Source organism: Cupriavidus basilensis (assembly GCF_008801925.2).
Taxonomy (GTDB): Bacteria; Pseudomonadota; Gammaproteobacteria; order Burkholderiales; family Burkholderiaceae; genus Cupriavidus; species Cupriavidus basilensis.
Map to the genome: position 1 here is coordinate 374044 of NZ_CP062804.1, position 13782 is coordinate 387825.

Annotated in this window: 10 protein-coding genes and 1 pseudogene; 4 read left to right on the top strand and 7 right to left on the bottom strand. The window is 68.5% G+C overall.

Annotation, left to right across the window (positions count from 1 at the left end; translation table 11 throughout):
- Positions 1-4: 4 nt before the first annotated feature.
- Together F7R26_RS22610 and F7R26_RS22615 are read right to left on the bottom strand one after the other, a co-directional pair.
- On the bottom strand, positions 5-3805 hold the full coding sequence (locus tag F7R26_RS22610; RefSeq protein WP_150984357.1) for an AAA family ATPase: 3801 nt from the start codon (positions 3803-3805) through the stop codon (positions 5-7).
- Between the two features lies 1 nt (position 3806).
- A complete protein-coding gene (locus F7R26_RS22615; protein WP_150984356.1) occupies positions 3807-5861 on the bottom strand; it encodes a CHAT domain-containing protein in 2055 nt (684 codons plus the stop codon).
- Positions 5862-6339: 478 nt separating this feature from the next.
- Between F7R26_RS22615 and F7R26_RS22620 the strand changes: the two genes are divergently transcribed.
- A complete protein-coding gene (locus F7R26_RS22620) occupies positions 6340-6675 on the top strand; it encodes a MarR family winged helix-turn-helix transcriptional regulator (RefSeq protein ID WP_241754688.1) in 336 nt (111 codons plus the stop codon).
- 150 nt (positions 6676-6825) lie between these two features.
- Here F7R26_RS22620 and F7R26_RS41620 read toward each other — a convergent pair.
- Positions 6826-6927, bottom strand: a pseudogene (locus F7R26_RS41620) (GAF domain-containing protein); the annotation flags it as partial.
- Here F7R26_RS41620 and F7R26_RS22630 point away from each other — a divergent pair.
- Positions 6893-7123: a hypothetical protein gene (locus F7R26_RS22630; RefSeq protein ID WP_150984355.1), complete on the top strand. Its 231-nt coding sequence runs from the start codon at positions 6893-6895 to the stop codon at positions 7121-7123. The pseudogene F7R26_RS41620 and the gene F7R26_RS22630 sit on opposite strands and share 35 nt — an antisense overlap.
- On the opposite strand, the gene msrA is transcribed toward F7R26_RS22630, so the two are convergent.
- The 3 genes from msrA to msrB form a co-directional block, all read right to left on the bottom strand.
- A complete protein-coding gene (gene msrA / locus F7R26_RS22635; protein ID WP_150984354.1) occupies positions 7032-7772 on the bottom strand; it encodes a peptide-methionine (S)-S-oxide reductase MsrA in 741 nt (246 codons plus the stop codon). The two genes, F7R26_RS22630 and msrA, sit on opposite strands and share 92 nt — an antisense overlap.
- Before the next feature lie 66 nt (positions 7773-7838).
- Positions 7839-9647 (bottom strand): cytochrome c biogenesis protein DipZ, encoded by a 1809-nt coding sequence (locus F7R26_RS22640; RefSeq protein WP_150984353.1) that lies wholly within the window; start codon positions 9645-9647, stop codon positions 7839-7841.
- 47 nt (positions 9648-9694) lie between these two features.
- Positions 9695-10216 carry a peptide-methionine (R)-S-oxide reductase MsrB gene (gene msrB, locus F7R26_RS22645; protein ID WP_150984352.1) on the bottom strand — a complete coding sequence of 174 codons (522 nt, stop codon included), beginning with the start codon at positions 10214-10216 and terminating at the stop codon, positions 9695-9697.
- A gap of 226 nt (positions 10217-10442) precedes the next feature.
- On the opposite strand from msrB, the gene F7R26_RS22650 reads away from it, so the two are divergent.
- Both F7R26_RS22650 and F7R26_RS22655 read left to right on the top strand, forming a co-directional pair.
- Entirely contained in the window at positions 10443-11165 is a 723-nt protein-coding gene (locus F7R26_RS22650) for a response regulator transcription factor (RefSeq protein WP_150984351.1), read from the top strand.
- Positions 11162-12676 (top strand): sensor histidine kinase, encoded by a 1515-nt coding sequence (locus F7R26_RS22655; protein ID WP_150984350.1) that lies wholly within the window; start codon positions 11162-11164, stop codon positions 12674-12676. The genes F7R26_RS22650 and F7R26_RS22655 overlap by 4 nt, the downstream gene beginning before the upstream one ends.
- A 12-nt stretch (positions 12677-12688) precedes the next feature.
- Here F7R26_RS22655 and F7R26_RS22660 read toward each other — a convergent pair whose 3' ends face one another.
- Positions 12689-13588, bottom strand: a complete 900-nt coding sequence (locus F7R26_RS22660) for a LysR family transcriptional regulator (protein ID WP_150984349.1) — start codon at positions 13586-13588, stop codon at positions 12689-12691.
- Positions 13589-13782: the final 194 nt, after the last annotated feature.

Genomic DNA, 13782 nt, shown 5'->3' on the forward strand with positions numbered 1-13782 from the left:
GCGGTCAATGCGCCTCACACGCGGTAGGTGACGGCGTATCGCCTTTGAAGAACTCGGCCTTCTGCCTGGGCGTAAAGCCGCCGCCGACGATGGCGCAGGCCGCTTGGCGCCATTGCGCCATGTCCAGGTCCCAGATCGCCGCGACACCGGTGCCCGCCGCGAACAGCCAGCGCCCGTCGTCGCTCACGGATAGCGCGGCCACCGGCTGCCGCGGGTCGCGATAGAGCGCTTGCGGGATGGGCAGCGGACGATCGGTCTCGGGATCGAGCAGGAACAGGTTGCCGTGGTCATCCCCAGCGACGACGAATGGCGCATCGGGCGCGGCCAGCGCGGTGATCACGCCTGCGGCATCCTGCTTGAGGATGGTGGCCTTGGCCGGCACCGGCCGGCCCGGCGTGGTTGCCGAGGGCTTGGGCAATGCCAGGCGATAGACCTTGCCGAGGTAGTTGCCGGCCACCAGCGTGTCGCCGCGCGCGTCAAAGACCAGGCTGGTGATCTGCCCGCGCGGCAGGCCCTCGAACCGCTGGGCCATGACGGCCCTTGTATTCGCGCAATCGGCGTCGGCCCCGGCAATCTGCCACAAGCTGATGCCGTCGTCGTCGGTGACCGCGAGCTCCGCCGTGCCCGGCCGGAAGGTGGCGTACGCAGCATGGGACAGGGCCTCGGGCAGCGGGATGCGGCAGGCCGCGGCTTCGGGCGTGGCTGGCATGGATGTCGTGGATGCGGATGGTGCCGCGTGCCCGCCCGCACCCTGGTCCGGCGCCAGCCGCCATAGCTCAAGCCGCCGGTTCTCTGCGGGTTCACCTGAACGGATCGCCAGCAAGCGTGCGTCGTCGCTGATCGTCAGGCGCGTGCTGGCGTCGGCCATCACACCGGGCAGGATCGCATTGCCCGTGCCATCGGACCGCAGCATCCAGACCTGGCCATTGTCGTCCGCCGCTACCAGGCGCTGTGCGCGGCGTGCCCAGTCGAGCGCCCGCACCGGTGGCGCCAGCATGTCGATGGGGCGCCGGATGGCCTGCTTGCCCGGCTCGGCTTGCAGCAAGGCGAGTTTGCCATCTTCGGTCGCGGCCACCAGGGGCGGCGTGATGCCCGTGAGCGCTAGCAGCAGGACAGGCACGCCTTCCTGCCGGCGTGAGACGATGCGGGCCATCGGGTGCCGTGGCGCATCGAAGCGCATCTGCAGCAATTCGCCCTGCTCGGTGGAGGCATAGAGCCGCTGGTCGCGGCCGGCCAGGGCCAGTCCGGTGATCTGGCTCGGCAGGTCCAGCAGTTCGGTGCGCGTTGCCCGCATGTGTTCCGGGTCGAGCCGCCAGCGGATCACGCGGCCATCCCAGCCGCCGGAGAGCAGTTGCCGGTCATCGGTGAACACCAGCCGCACCACGGCGTCGTCGTGCCCCAGCAGCGCCTGTGGCCAGAGTTCGCCGTCGGCGGTGCGCCACACGCTGATGCGCCCGCCGCGCGTGCCCGCCACGGCCAAGCTGCCATCGGGGCTGACGGCGATGCTGTGGTAGCCAGCGAACCAGTCGGTGTTGTCCGCGGGCGCCGACAGTTCGTGCGCGGGCGTTGTCAGCACAAAAGGATCCGCCGGGTTCGCCTGCGCGTGCGCCGGCAGGTGCCACAACCTTGCCTTGCCGTCCCGCCCCGCGGTGGCGAGCTGCCGCCCCTGGTCGAACAGCGCCACATCGTTCACCCGCAGCGCATGCGCGCGCCCGCTGGCAATCGGATGCCGCCAGGCGTCCTCACCCTTGGCCAGGTCCCACACTGCGATGCGGCCGCGGTCGTAGCCTGCGACCAGGCGCTGCCCGTCGCTGGATAGCGCGGAGACCGGGCCCCAGCCGCCTTCGCGCCTGGCGCCCGCCGGCAACAGCAGCACCGTGGCGCGCGCGGGCTGGGCAATGTTCCATAACGCCACGCTGCCGTCCTGCCCACCGGTGGCCAGCGTGCCGGCGCCCGTCAGGGCAAACACGCGCACACCCTCTGGGTGCTGGTTCCTGAGCGCGGTCTCGTCCAGGCGCACCGTTGGGGCGCCGGGAGCAATCCCGGTGATCTCCATGAGCCAGCGATTCCCGCCGAGCCGGGCGCTTACCCGATAGCCGGCGTCGCCCTGCACCTCCAGTGTTTGCTCGTCCGCGCGCGCCAGGTAGGCCTCGATATGCCGGGCACGGTTCATGGCGCTGACCAGTGCGCGCCGGAAATCGAAGCCCTCCGGCGGCGCATGGTTGCGCTGGCCGCGCGTACCTTCCACTGACGCCAGCAGCGCCGCGTCCGGTGCCGGGCGCGAGCCGAGCAGCGAGAACAAGGCGTTTTGCCGTGCGATGTCCTGCTTGGTGGCGCGCAGTTGCCAGGCCAGGATCGCCACGCCAATCAGCACCAGCAGCGCGATGAGCCCGAGCGCATAGCCAAGCATGCGCCAGCGCCGCGCGCGCTCCCGCTCCATGCGATGGCGCTGGTAGGCCGCCAGGAACCGGTTCTCCGCCTCGCTGTGCCGGTCTTCGGCCTCGAGCAAGGTATCGTCGAGTTCCGCGGTGGAGGTGAGCTTGCCGAAGACGCCGGGATTCTCGCCGGACAGCGCCCAGGCCCGCGCCAGCTGTTTCCAGTGCGGCAGGTACTGGGTGCGCCATTGCGCGTTGCTGGCGCGCAGCGGCTCGATCAGCCGGTCGTGGGCCAGCTCCAGCCACTGCGCGTCCTGGCGGCTTTGCGCGCGCACCAGGTGGTACTGCTGCAGGATGTCCAGCTCGGCCGCGGTTGGTGCGCTGCGCGCGCCTGCATCCAGCGTCGCCTGCGCGCGCATGTTGGTGGCGGTGATCAGCCGGCTCTCGATCCAGTCGCGCACCACGCGTTGCCGGATGCGCGTGTTGGTGGCCGCGTCCAGGGCCGTGTTGCAGTAGGAGGCGAGCGCAGCGCTGGTGTCCAGGCGCTGCACCTGCTCAAGCGTGATGGCGCCCGTGCCAACCGGCGGCCCGGCCGGGCCGAAGCACGCCTGCCACAGGCTCAGGCCAACCACCTGCAACTGCACCGGTTCGACATAGCGCCCCTCGCGCAGGCTTACCTGGCCCGCGGCGTCGCGCGTGCGGACCTGGGCCAGATCCTTCACGAGCTGCCGCGCCGCGTCCTCCTGGAAATCCACGCCAGCGTCCCGCGCGGGGCCGCGCAGCGCTTCGAGCGCCTGCTCGCGCGAGAGCAGGTCGATCCGCATGGTGTTGGTGAGCCGTGTCGGCACCAGGTCGCGATAGGCATCGAGCCAGGAAAAGTACTCCTCACGCATCGCCACCAGCGCCCAGACGGGGCTCCCGCCGCGGCCGAGCAGTTCGCCCAGCTGCGCAAAGAACGCTTGCTTGGCGCCAGTGTCGGTGGTGTCGAGCGTGAAGATCTCCTCGAACTGGTCGAGCACGACCAGCAGGCGTCGCGCGCGGCCGCCGTGGGCGGGGTCTTCCAGGCGGGCCAGGCAGGACAAAAGCGTATCGTCCGCGCGCGGCTTGAGTTCGGCGCGTGCGGCCCAGCAGTGCAGCACGCTGGTGACGTAGCGGTTGGCGCCTTCGTACGGCACGCTCACGCGGGCGGTCGGCAACACGTCGAAACGATCCGCCAGGCGCTTGCGCAGCCCCGCCTCGATCAGCGAGGTCTTGCCCGCGCCGGATGGCGAGTACAGCAACACGATGCGGTCGGCGATCAGGCGGTCGCGCAGCTCCTCGATCTCCGCATCGCGCCCGAAGATCGGGTCGGTCTCACCCAGCGGCATGGGGCCGATGTACGGGCCGTGGGCGCGCTGCGCGGCGCTGTCGCGGGCAGGATTGGCCGCCATCTCAGGCCTCCAGGCGCCGCAGCAGTTCGGCGGTGAACATGCTCACGTCGCCCCAGTACAGCTTGAGCCGCGCCTTGTCCTGGAAGTAGCGCTCCAGGTAGCGCCGCGCGCTCACGGGGTCGACGATGCTGTTGGGGTCCAGCTGCGCCGAAAGGTGCTGGTACTCCTGGCGCAGGTCCGCGCCCTCCAGGTTGAGGATGCTGCGAAACAGGATGCGGAATTCCCACGACTGCACGTCGAAGCCGACGAACAGCAGCGCGCTGTCGTTCAGGCGAGCGCGCACGGCCAGCGGGATGGCGGTGCCGTTCGTCGATACGCTGGTGAGGTAGTCGAAGTACTGGTCCTCGGTCAGCACCAGCGAGCCGGGCTCGCGCAGGTCGCCAAACAGCTTGAGCACCATCGGCGTCTGCGGGGTGGGATTGGCGCGCTTGCGGCCTTCGGCCAGCGCGTCGTCGCAGGCCTGCGCCTGGCGGTTCCAGCGGCACAAGCGGATGCCGGGATCGGCGCCACCCTCGCGCAACGCATCGGCAAGCAGGTCGCTCGGGTCCGTCGTCAGGTAGACCGGCAGCTTGAGCCGCGCCATGGCGCGGTAGGGGTTGTCGGGGTCCTGCTGGCGCTGCGCGCGCCCCACGGCGCAAACCACTTCGCCAAGCTGGGCGATGATGTCTTCGTTGCGCAGTGCCGACAGCTCGGCCGGCAGGATGTCGTGGTACTGCTGGCTCAGGTGCTGGTAAGCAAACTTGAAAAAGAGCCGCCGCGGAAACACGCCTTGCTGGGACACGGCCAGGTACTGCGCCACCTGCGGCAACTCGTCGCGCTCGTGCGCCGCCATCGGGAAGTGATAGGCCTCGGCCCACATCTGCGCCAGTTTCAGGCGCGAGCCGAACACCGTCTCGCTCATGGCTGGCCCGAGGATCGGCGTGGTCTCGCCGTGCTGGATGTTTTCGATGACCGCGCGCCAGGCGTCGGCACCGTCGCCTTCGTCGGGACCGAAGCCCGGCGGGTAGAAGATCCGGCCGCTGTCCAGGCGCGTAAATACCGCCGGCATCCACCAATCCGGATACTGGCTGACGGCGGCGCGCGCAACGCCCGCGGCGCGGTCCACTTCGCCGTGCTCGCGCAGTTCGGCAAAGAACACCGGCATGAAGGCGGCCATGGTGGCCACGCTCACATTGCCCTGCATGGCCAGCACGGCAGGCACGCCAGCCTGCGCCAGCAACGGACCCAGCGCCATCAGCGTGCTGCCGCCGCGTGCGGCCCCTGTGCCGGCGCTCTGGCACGAGCACAGCACCACCAGGCTGGGCGGGCGTTCCAGCGCGCCGATGCGGTTCACCAGCACGCTGCCAGCCACCAGGTCGCGGGTCCCGTCCATGTGTTCGAGCCATAGCATGGGTTCATCGTCCACCAGCGCCCCGTGGCAGACCAGGTAGAGCACGTCCACGCCGTCGCGCAAGCCGCCAAGGATGCGTTCAACCGTGGCGCACCCCGGCTCGGCCAGCACGGTCACGGGGACCGGGGCCAGCGCGGCGCTGGCACGCGCGGCTTCGCCCGCGGCATCGATCGGCACCATCTCCGGGCCCAGGCCGCTCGGGTTTGACACGACTACCAGCGCCGTCACATCGCTCTTGGCGCGCAACTTGGGCAGGCGCATCTCACGCGCAAACAGGTAGCGCGAGAAAAAGCAGCGTTTCCCGATGAACAGAGGGTGCTCGCCGGCCGGGTCGAACAAGGTCTCCCAGGGCAGCGCATGCAGCTCGCACGCCTGCACGCTGATGCGCAGGCGCACGCGCAGGTCCAGGCGCCGCTCGTCCGCAGCGTTCTGCGCAGTGACAAAGGCATCGCGCACGACCGGCGCGGCAAACAGGCAGGCGGCCAGTGCGCGCCCGCATACCAGCGGATCCGCGTCGCGCAGCGCCGGCGTACCCGGCGACAACGCCAGCGGCACGCGCGGCGTGATGGCATCGCCCTCCGGCACCCGATGGCGGGCTTCCACCGCGTACCTGGCATCGCCATCGCTGTCGATGACGATCTCTAGCTCGGAGTAGTTGCGTGGCATGGGCCGTTTTGCCGGAGGGCGTGACGCGCGATGCGTTGCCGGCTATGCGCCATCGCGCGAATCGCATCCACAGCACGGATTGCACGGCTTGCCGTCCCGGCACGGTGCACTGGTCAGCGCAATGGTGGCCATGTTCCTCCCCCGCAGATCTGCCATCCACGCAGGGTGGATGGCAGCAAATCGCTTCTGTCGCGGCAATGCCATGCCGGCGGCCCGCAGGCCGGCTTGCCTTGTGCTCTGGCTCTGGCTTTGAGTTGCCTAACTAATGAAGATGATATTTGCGAAAAATGCAATTTGCGCCGCCGCTGCCGTCGTGCCGATCTTGCCGATCGTGATGCAAGCGCCATCCGGCGCGGGCGGGTGAGACAGGCAAGACAGGCAAGACAGGCAAGACTAGTGCCGCATGGGACGCTTCGGGCGCATACGGCTGGGGTATCCAGGCAATCGGATCGGCATGCCGAGCGGCGCATCCGCGCGCTTGACTCAAGCCTCGCTGGACGAGCGCGGCATGCTGGAGCTTGGCCCCCTGACGCCGTCGGTCATCGCTGATTACTGCGGCGCGACCCGCTCCTCGGCAACCGGGCTGCTGGACTGGCTGCAGACGCGCGAACTGCTCGCGCGGGAGCATCGCAAGGACGACCGGCGCAGCCTGGAGCTGGTGCTGACCGGCAAGGGCCGCGAAATTCTCGACCAGGCGCTGCCGTCCTTCTGGCGCGCCTGCGCCCACCTCACCCGCGAGTTGAGCGACGAGGATTGCCAGACGCTGCAGACGATCCTGGCCAAGGTCTGGCGCGGCGTCAAACAGGGCCGGTAACCTCTTGCCTTAACCTGCCTCCAGCACGCGCGCCTGGCGTGCCTCATGCGCTTGCAGGGCAAGCGCCGCCGCAAGGCCCGCGCCGCAAAGCGCGGCCGTGAGGATGGGGGTATTCGAATTACCACCGGCCGCCCCACCGGCTGCACCGGGTTAAGCGCAATCCATTGCCTGGGCCTGTGTCCAGCCCATCTCCACAAATACCCGGCACAGTGCTTCCATGCCCGCCGCGTCTTCGTCATCGAAGCGGGCAATCCTGGTCAAGCCCAACCAGATCGGCACCCTGAGCGAGATGCCAGATACCGTGGGCGTGGCACACGCGGCCGGGAACAGGGCGGTGATGTCGCAGCGCGCGGCCATCACGAGCCCGCCACCTTCAGCAGGACCGGGTCGTTGCGATACAGGTCGGGAAACATCTGCTTCAGGTAGCCGATCTTGGGCATGTCGTTGATGACGATGTACGGGTGCGAAGGATGGAGGGTCAGGAAATTCTGGTGATAGCCCTCCGCCGGGTAGAAGGCCTTGTAGTCCTCGATGCGGGTGACGATGGGTGCCTTGAACACATTGGCCTTGCCCAGCTGTGCGATATAGGCCTGCGCCACGCTGCGTTGCTCGGCGTTGAGCGGGAACACCGCCGAGCGGTACTGTGTGCCGTGGTCCGGGCCCTGGAAGTTGAGCTGGGTGGGGTTGTGCGCGACCGAGAAGAAGATCTGCAGCAGGCGTCCGTAGCTGACCTGCGCCGGGTCGAACGTGATCTGCACCGATTCCGCATGCCCGGTATCGCCGCCGCTGACGGTCTCGTACTGGGCCGTGCTGGCCGCGCCGCCGGCATAGCCGGACGTGACCTGCTTCACGCCGCGCACGTGCTGGAACACGCCTTGCACGCCCCAGAAGCAGCCGCCGGCGAACACGGCCGTTTCCGTTGGCGCCGTACTGGCTTTTTCATCGAGCGCGGGCGGCGGGATCCTGACGGCGTCTTCGGCCGAGTTGGCCACGCGCTGCCAGGCCAGCAGGCCCGCCGCCAGCATGACGAGGCCAGCGACTTTTGCGGCGGACGAGCGCGTCCACCAGGAGAAACCGGTTGAAGTTTGCGTGGTCATGATTGCCTGTCCTTGAACGTTGCTGTGTCGTAATCAGTGCGTGGAATAGGGTGGCTTGCGTGCGCGTCAGCCGAAGGTGAAGGCATAAGCCTCCACGCCGGGGTCCAGGAATTCGATCGTGAACGTGCGGTCGGCCACCTTGCCCGTCTGCCGCACCAGCTGGTATAGCCGCTGCTCGGTCACTGTGCCGCTGCCATCCGCAGCCACATCGGTGCCGCGCGCTGCGCCTGGCGCGCCGCCGTCCACGCTCACCCGGAACCGCACCGGCTTGCCGTCCTTGCCCGGCCCCAGCACCAGATGCAGGTCGCGCGCGTGAAAACGGTAGACGATCCGCCCGGAGGCGCCCGCCAGCGTGGCCTGCTCCGCACCCACTTGCCAGGTGCCGGCCAGGCCCCAGTCGTTGAGCGCAGGGTTTGCGGGCGCGGTATAAGTGTGCGCCTTGTCTTGCGCCTCGCCGCCGGGCGAGGCGAAGTTCTGCGCCCGCTCATAGCCAAGGTAGGTTTCGCCGGACTGGATTTCCGCCGTGTCGGCAGCCATCTGTACGCCTTGCAGGCCTTGTGCATCGGCATGGCTGATGCCCATGGCCACCTTCGCCGCATCGGCATGGCCCGCTTGCGCCAGCAGTTGCTGGATCACCTGCTCGGATTTCGCGTACTCGCCTTCGCCGAAGTGGTGAAAGCGGATCTGCCCCTGCGCATCGATGAAATAGTGCGCCGGCCAGTACTGGTTGTTGAAGGCGCGCCAGATCGCGAAGTTGTTGTCGACCGCCACGGGATAGTCGATGCCGAGGTCGCGCGTGGCCTTCTTCACGTTGTCGAGGTTGCGCTCGAAGGCAAACTCCGGCGCATGCACGCCGATCACCACCAGCCCCTGGTCGCGGTACTTCTGCGCCCAGGCCTTCACGTAGGGCAGGGTGCGCAGGCAGTTGATGCACGAATAGGTCCAGAAATCGACCAGCACCACCTTGCCGCGCAGCGCCTCGGCCGTGAGCGGCGGCGAGTTCAGCCACTCCACGGCGCCGCCCAGCCCGGGAAACTGGCCTTCCACGGGGAGTGCCGCGGCGGCGCTCTCGCCAGTCTGGAGGCTGGTTGCGCGCATCATCGCGCCGGACGTCGTGGCCATGGCCGCGCCGTTGCCGGCTTGCGCCTGCTTAGCCGAGAGCTTGTCGACCAGCTGTTGCTCGATGCCGCCCGTGGCCACGGTCGAGACGCGGGCCAGCACACCGGTGTCCAGCCCCAGCCCGATGGCAACCACGCCGAGCAACATGGCCGCGCCAATGCCGCGCCGGACCCATTCCCCCGCGCCCAGCGAGCGCTTCATCGCGGTAAAGACCCGGCCGCCAATCAGCAAGGCCACCGCCAGCGACGTCGCCGCGCCCCCCGCGTAGGCCACCAGCAGCAGCGTGGTGCCGGCGCTGGCGCCGCGCAGCGCCGCACCGGTCAGCACAAGGCCGAGGATCGGGCCAGCGCAAGGCGCCCACAGCAGGCCGGTGGCAATGCCGAGCAGGAACGACGAGCCGGGCCGGACCTGTCCGCCATCGGCCTGGGCAAATGCGGACAGCCGGCTGCCCGCGCTTACCAGCGGATGCATCAGCCGCTCGGCCAGGCGCGGCAGTAGCAGCGTCAGGCCGAACACGGCCAGCAAGGCTATGGCCAGCCAGCGTCCGTACTGGTTGGCCTGGGTCACCCAGCCGCCGCCCACCGCCGCCAGCGTTGCCACCGCCGCGAAGGTCAGCGCCATGCCGGCCAGCAGCGGCAGGCCGCTGCGCACAAAGGGCTGGTCGGCCCGCGAGAACACGAAGGGCAGCACGGGCAGGATGCACGGGCTGAGAATGGTGAGCGCGCCACCAAGGTAGGCGAGGATAAGGAGGAACATGGAATGCTTCAGTCTGGTTGTTGTCGGCGTTGGAGGCCCGCGTGGGCTCAGGCGGCTTGCGGCTTGAACGTCATCGCCACGCCGTTCATGCAGTAGCGCAGCCCGGTCGGCTTGGGGCCGTCATCGAACACATGGCCCAGGTGGCCGCCGCAGCGCCGGCAATGCACCTCCGTGCGCGATATGCCGAAGGAGCGGTCCTCGTTCGTGCGCACGGCGTTTTCCAGCGGCGCCCAGAAGCTGGGCCAGCCGGTGCGGCTGTCGAACTTGGTGCGCGACGAGAACAGGTCGAGCTGGCATCCGGCGCAGGCGAAGATGCCGGCGCGATGCTCATCGTTCAGCGGGCTGCTGTAGGGCCGCTCCGTGCCTTCCTGGCGCAGCACGCTGTACTGGCTTGCGCTGAGCATCTGGCGCCACTGGGCGTCGGAGCGCACTACCTCGAAGGTTTCGGCGGGCTTGCCCGCGTTCGCCGCGTTTGCCGGGCCGGCCGCCAGCGCGCGCCAGCCGCTCGCGGCCGCTAGCGCCGCCACGGCGGCACTGCCCGATACCAAAAAGCGCCTTCTGCTTCCCATGATGTGCTCCTTGCCTCAATGTATCGATCGCGGCGACCGACTTGCCGTCGATCACTGCCATGGATCGTTGGCCGCATCGTATGGCTGGCACCATCCCGGAGTCCTCACCAAAGGTTAAATTAAATGTGATAACTCGCCGCCTCAAAATTTTGCACAATAGCCAGGCCGGCGCTTTTCCTGTGCCTCCCCTGTCATGCGCGAGCCGGCTCGCGCCTCTAGGCTGAACATGGATCACCCCAAGCGCATCCTGATCGTCGAAGACGACGTCGACATCGCCAACGTATTGAGCCTGCACCTGCGCGACGAGCGCTATGAAGTCGTGCACAGCGCCGACGGCAACGAAGGCCTGCGGCTGCTGGCGCAGGGCAACTGGGACGCGCTGATCCTCGACCTGATGCTGCCCGGCGTGGACGGGCTGGAGATCTGCCGGCGCGCCCGCGCCATGACGCGCTACACGCCGATCATCATCACCAGCGCGCGCGCAAGCGAAGTCCACCGCATCCTTGGCCTGGAGCTTGGCGCCGACGACTACCTGGCCAAGCCGTTCTCGGTGCTCGAGCTGGTGGCCCGCGTGAAGGCGCTGCTGCGCCGCGTGGATGCCATGGCCAAGGACCTGCGCATCGACGCGGGCAGCCTGGAGCTGGGCGGCCTGTCGATCGATCCGCTCACGCGCGAGGCCAGCGTGGACGGCCGGCGCATTGAGCTCACCTCGCGTGAGTTCGACCTGCTGTATTTCTTCGCCAGGCATCCGGGCAAGGTGTTCTCGCGCATGGACCTGCTCAACGCCGTCTGGGGCTATCAGCACGAGGGCTACGAACATACCGTCAACACCCATATCAACCGGCTGCGCACCAAGATCGAGGCGGACCCGGCACAGCCCAGCCGCATCCTGACCGTGTGGGGGCATGGCTACAAGCTCGCGGCGGGAACCCAGGGAGGCGCGCCATGAGCTTTGACCTTGGACTGAACCTGAGCCGCCGCCTGACCCTGACGCAGCGGCTGTCCCTGGTGTTTTCCGTGCTGCTGCTGGCCTGCTGCGGCGCCTCCGCGTGGCTGCAGTTCCGCTCCAACGACATGCGCGAGAAGGAAGTCATCCAGGACCTGTCGCGCGGGCTGGCCGGCCATATCGCCCGCAATGCGTCGCTGATGGACGCCAACGGGCTCAAGCCGGATGCGCTGCGCCGCCTGTTCGGCCAGTTGATGGTGGTGAACCCGAGCGTGGAGGTGTACCTGCTGGACAGCCAGGGCCGGATCCAGGGGCACGATGCGCCGGCCGGGCACCTGCAGCGCCAGCAGGTAGACCTCAAGCCCGTGCAGCGCCTGCTGGCCGGCGAGCCGCTGCCTATCCTTGGGGACGATCCGCGCAGCGCGGGCGGGCGCAAGGTGTTCAGCGCCGCGCCGCTGCGCGTGGGGGGTGCCGAGCCCGCCGGCTACATCTATGTGGTGCTGCTGGGCGAGGCGCATGACGAACTGGCGGCGCGCGCCTCCGCCAACTCGGTGCTGCGCACCACGCTGTGGTCGATGGGGCTGGTGGCGCTGCTGGGTTTGCTGGCGGGCCTGATGGCGTTTGGCCTCATCACGCGGCCGCTGCGCCGCCTGACCGAGGCGATGCGGCGCTTTGATGCCGACGGCGCGCCCGAGACGCAGCCGCGTGTGCCGCGCTCGCCGTGCGGCAATGCACGCGATGAAATCGTCGCGCTGGAAGCGGCCTTCGCGCAAATGGCGGACCGCATCGCCGAGCAATGGCGCGCGCTGACCAAGCAGGACCAGGAGCGGCGCGAGCTGGTTGCCAATATTTCGCATGACCTGCGCACGCCGCTGACCTCGCTGCACGGCTACCTGGAAACGCTGTCGCTCAAGGCCGATACGCTTAGCGAGGCCGAGCGCCAGCGCTACCTGGCCATCGCGCTGGCGCAAAGCGTCAAGGTGGGGCGGCTGGCGCAATCGCTCTTTGAACTGGCGCGGCTGGAGCACGGCATCGTGCAGCCGGCGCTGGAGGATTTCTCCCTGGTGGACCTGGTGCAGGACGTGTTCCAGAAGTTCGAGCTGCCGGCCGAGGCGCGCCATGTGCGGCTGCGTGCCGGCATCCCGCAGCGCCTGCCCGCCGTCACGGCCGATCTCGGCATGATCGAGCGCGTGCTGACCAACCTGCTGGATAACGCGATCCGCCATACGCCGGCCGAAGGCGCCATCGATGTCGATCTTGCCCTGCGCGACGGCAAGGTGGCGGTCACGGTCAGCGATACCGGCCCGGGCATTCCCGCGGAACTGCGCGAAAGCCTGTTCCAGCGGCCCTTCAGCGCCGGCGGCGCGCATCGCGGCGGCGGGCTGGGGTTGCTGATCGTGCAGCGCATGCTGCAGTTGCATCACAGCCAGATCCGGCTGGTGGAGCGCGCCGGCAGCGGCACGGTGTTCAGCTTTGAGTTGCCGGTGTCCGGCGGCGCCGGCAGCGCACGCTAGCGGCGAGAAGCCTTAGCCCGCGGCCTGGCCGGAGAAGCGCTCGATCAGCCACGAGGCGGCGGGGCCGGGTGGCGTGTCGGTGCGGTAGATCGCATCGAAGGGGTAGAAGTTGCTGTGATTTTCGGGCAGGTCGAGCAGCACCAGGCGGCCCGAGTCGAGATCTTCCTGCACCATGGGCACCGGCATATTGCCCCAGCCGATGCCTTCGCGCAGCAGCATGTGCTTGGCGCCAAGATCGCCCAGGCGCCAGGTATGCGTGCTGATTACCGCGAAATCCTTGCCGCGCGTCAGCGCCGAGCGGTCCGACAGCACCAGTTGCACATGATGCCGTCCGGCGCCCGGCAGGTTCGGGCTGCCGCTGGCCAACGGATGGCCTGGCGCCGCAACCGGCCGCAGCATCACATCGCCGATCCAGATGCGCTCGATCCCCGCCACGCCCGCGCCAAGCGGCCCGCTGACGCCGATGGCGGCGGAGCCGTCCAGCACCATCTGCGTCACGGCGCCAAGTGCTTCCATGTGCAGGTGCAGCGCTACCGTGGGAAAGGCCTCGCGGAAGGCCTTCAAGGCATCCACCACGCGCGCCGCGGGCAGCATCACGTCCAGCGCCAGGTGGACCTCGGCCTCCAGGCCTTGCAGCAGGCCCTTGACCTTCGCGCGCAGCCCATCGATGCCCATGGTGACCGTGCGCGCCTCGGCCAGCACGGTGCGGCCCGCCTCGGTCAGTTGCGGCTTTTTGGTGGTCTTGCGGTCGAACAGCGCCACGCCGAGCTGGTTCTCCAGGTTGGCGATCGTATAGCTGATGACCGAGGTCGCCCGGCTGAGCTTGCGGGCCGCGCCGGCAAAGCTGCCGACGTCCACCACGGTCAGGAACACCTTCAGTTGATCCAGCGTGGGCGTACCGGGATTTGGCATCTTATCGATTTTATCGAACGTATCGATCCATATTATCCCAGTTTCGCGGACGTAAAAACCCGCCTACATTTAGGCCCATCGGTTGCAGTACCCGATTCAGACCCTGAACCCGAACCTGAACCCGAACCCGAACCTTGATCCCCTGATCCCCTGACTCAACCGGCCTGCCATGACTGTGCGGCCGCATCGAATGG

What these genes read in the sequence shown, in the direction of transcription:
- F7R26_RS22610 (WP_150984357.1), bottom strand. Translation starts at nt 3,805, where the DNA reads ATGGCGGCCAATCCTGCCCGCGACAGCGCCGCGCAGCGCGCCCACGGC.
- F7R26_RS22615 (WP_150984356.1), bottom strand. Translation starts at nt 5,861, where the DNA reads ATGCCACGCAACTACTCCGAGCTAGAGATCGTCATCGACAGCGATGGC.
- F7R26_RS22630 (WP_150984355.1), top strand. Translation starts at nt 6,893, where the DNA reads ATGCCCGCCGCGTCTTCGTCATCGAAGCGGGCAATCCTGGTCAAGCCC.
- msrA (WP_150984354.1), bottom strand. Translation starts at nt 7,772, where the DNA reads ATGACCACGCAAACTTCAACCGGTTTCTCCTGGTGGACGCGCTCGTCC.
- F7R26_RS22640 (WP_150984353.1), bottom strand. Translation starts at nt 9,647, where the DNA reads ATGTTCCTCCTTATCCTCGCCTACCTTGGTGGCGCGCTCACCATTCTC.
- msrB (WP_150984352.1), bottom strand. Translation starts at nt 10,216, where the DNA reads ATGGGAAGCAGAAGGCGCTTTTTGGTATCGGGCAGTGCCGCCGTGGCG.
- F7R26_RS22650 (WP_150984351.1), top strand. Translation starts at nt 10,443, where the DNA reads ATGGATCACCCCAAGCGCATCCTGATCGTCGAAGACGACGTCGACATC.
- F7R26_RS22655 (WP_150984350.1), top strand. Translation starts at nt 11,162, where the DNA reads ATGAGCTTTGACCTTGGACTGAACCTGAGCCGCCGCCTGACCCTGACG.
- F7R26_RS22660 (WP_150984349.1), bottom strand. Translation starts at nt 13,588, where the DNA reads ATGCCAAATCCCGGTACGCCCACGCTGGATCAACTGAAGGTGTTCCTG.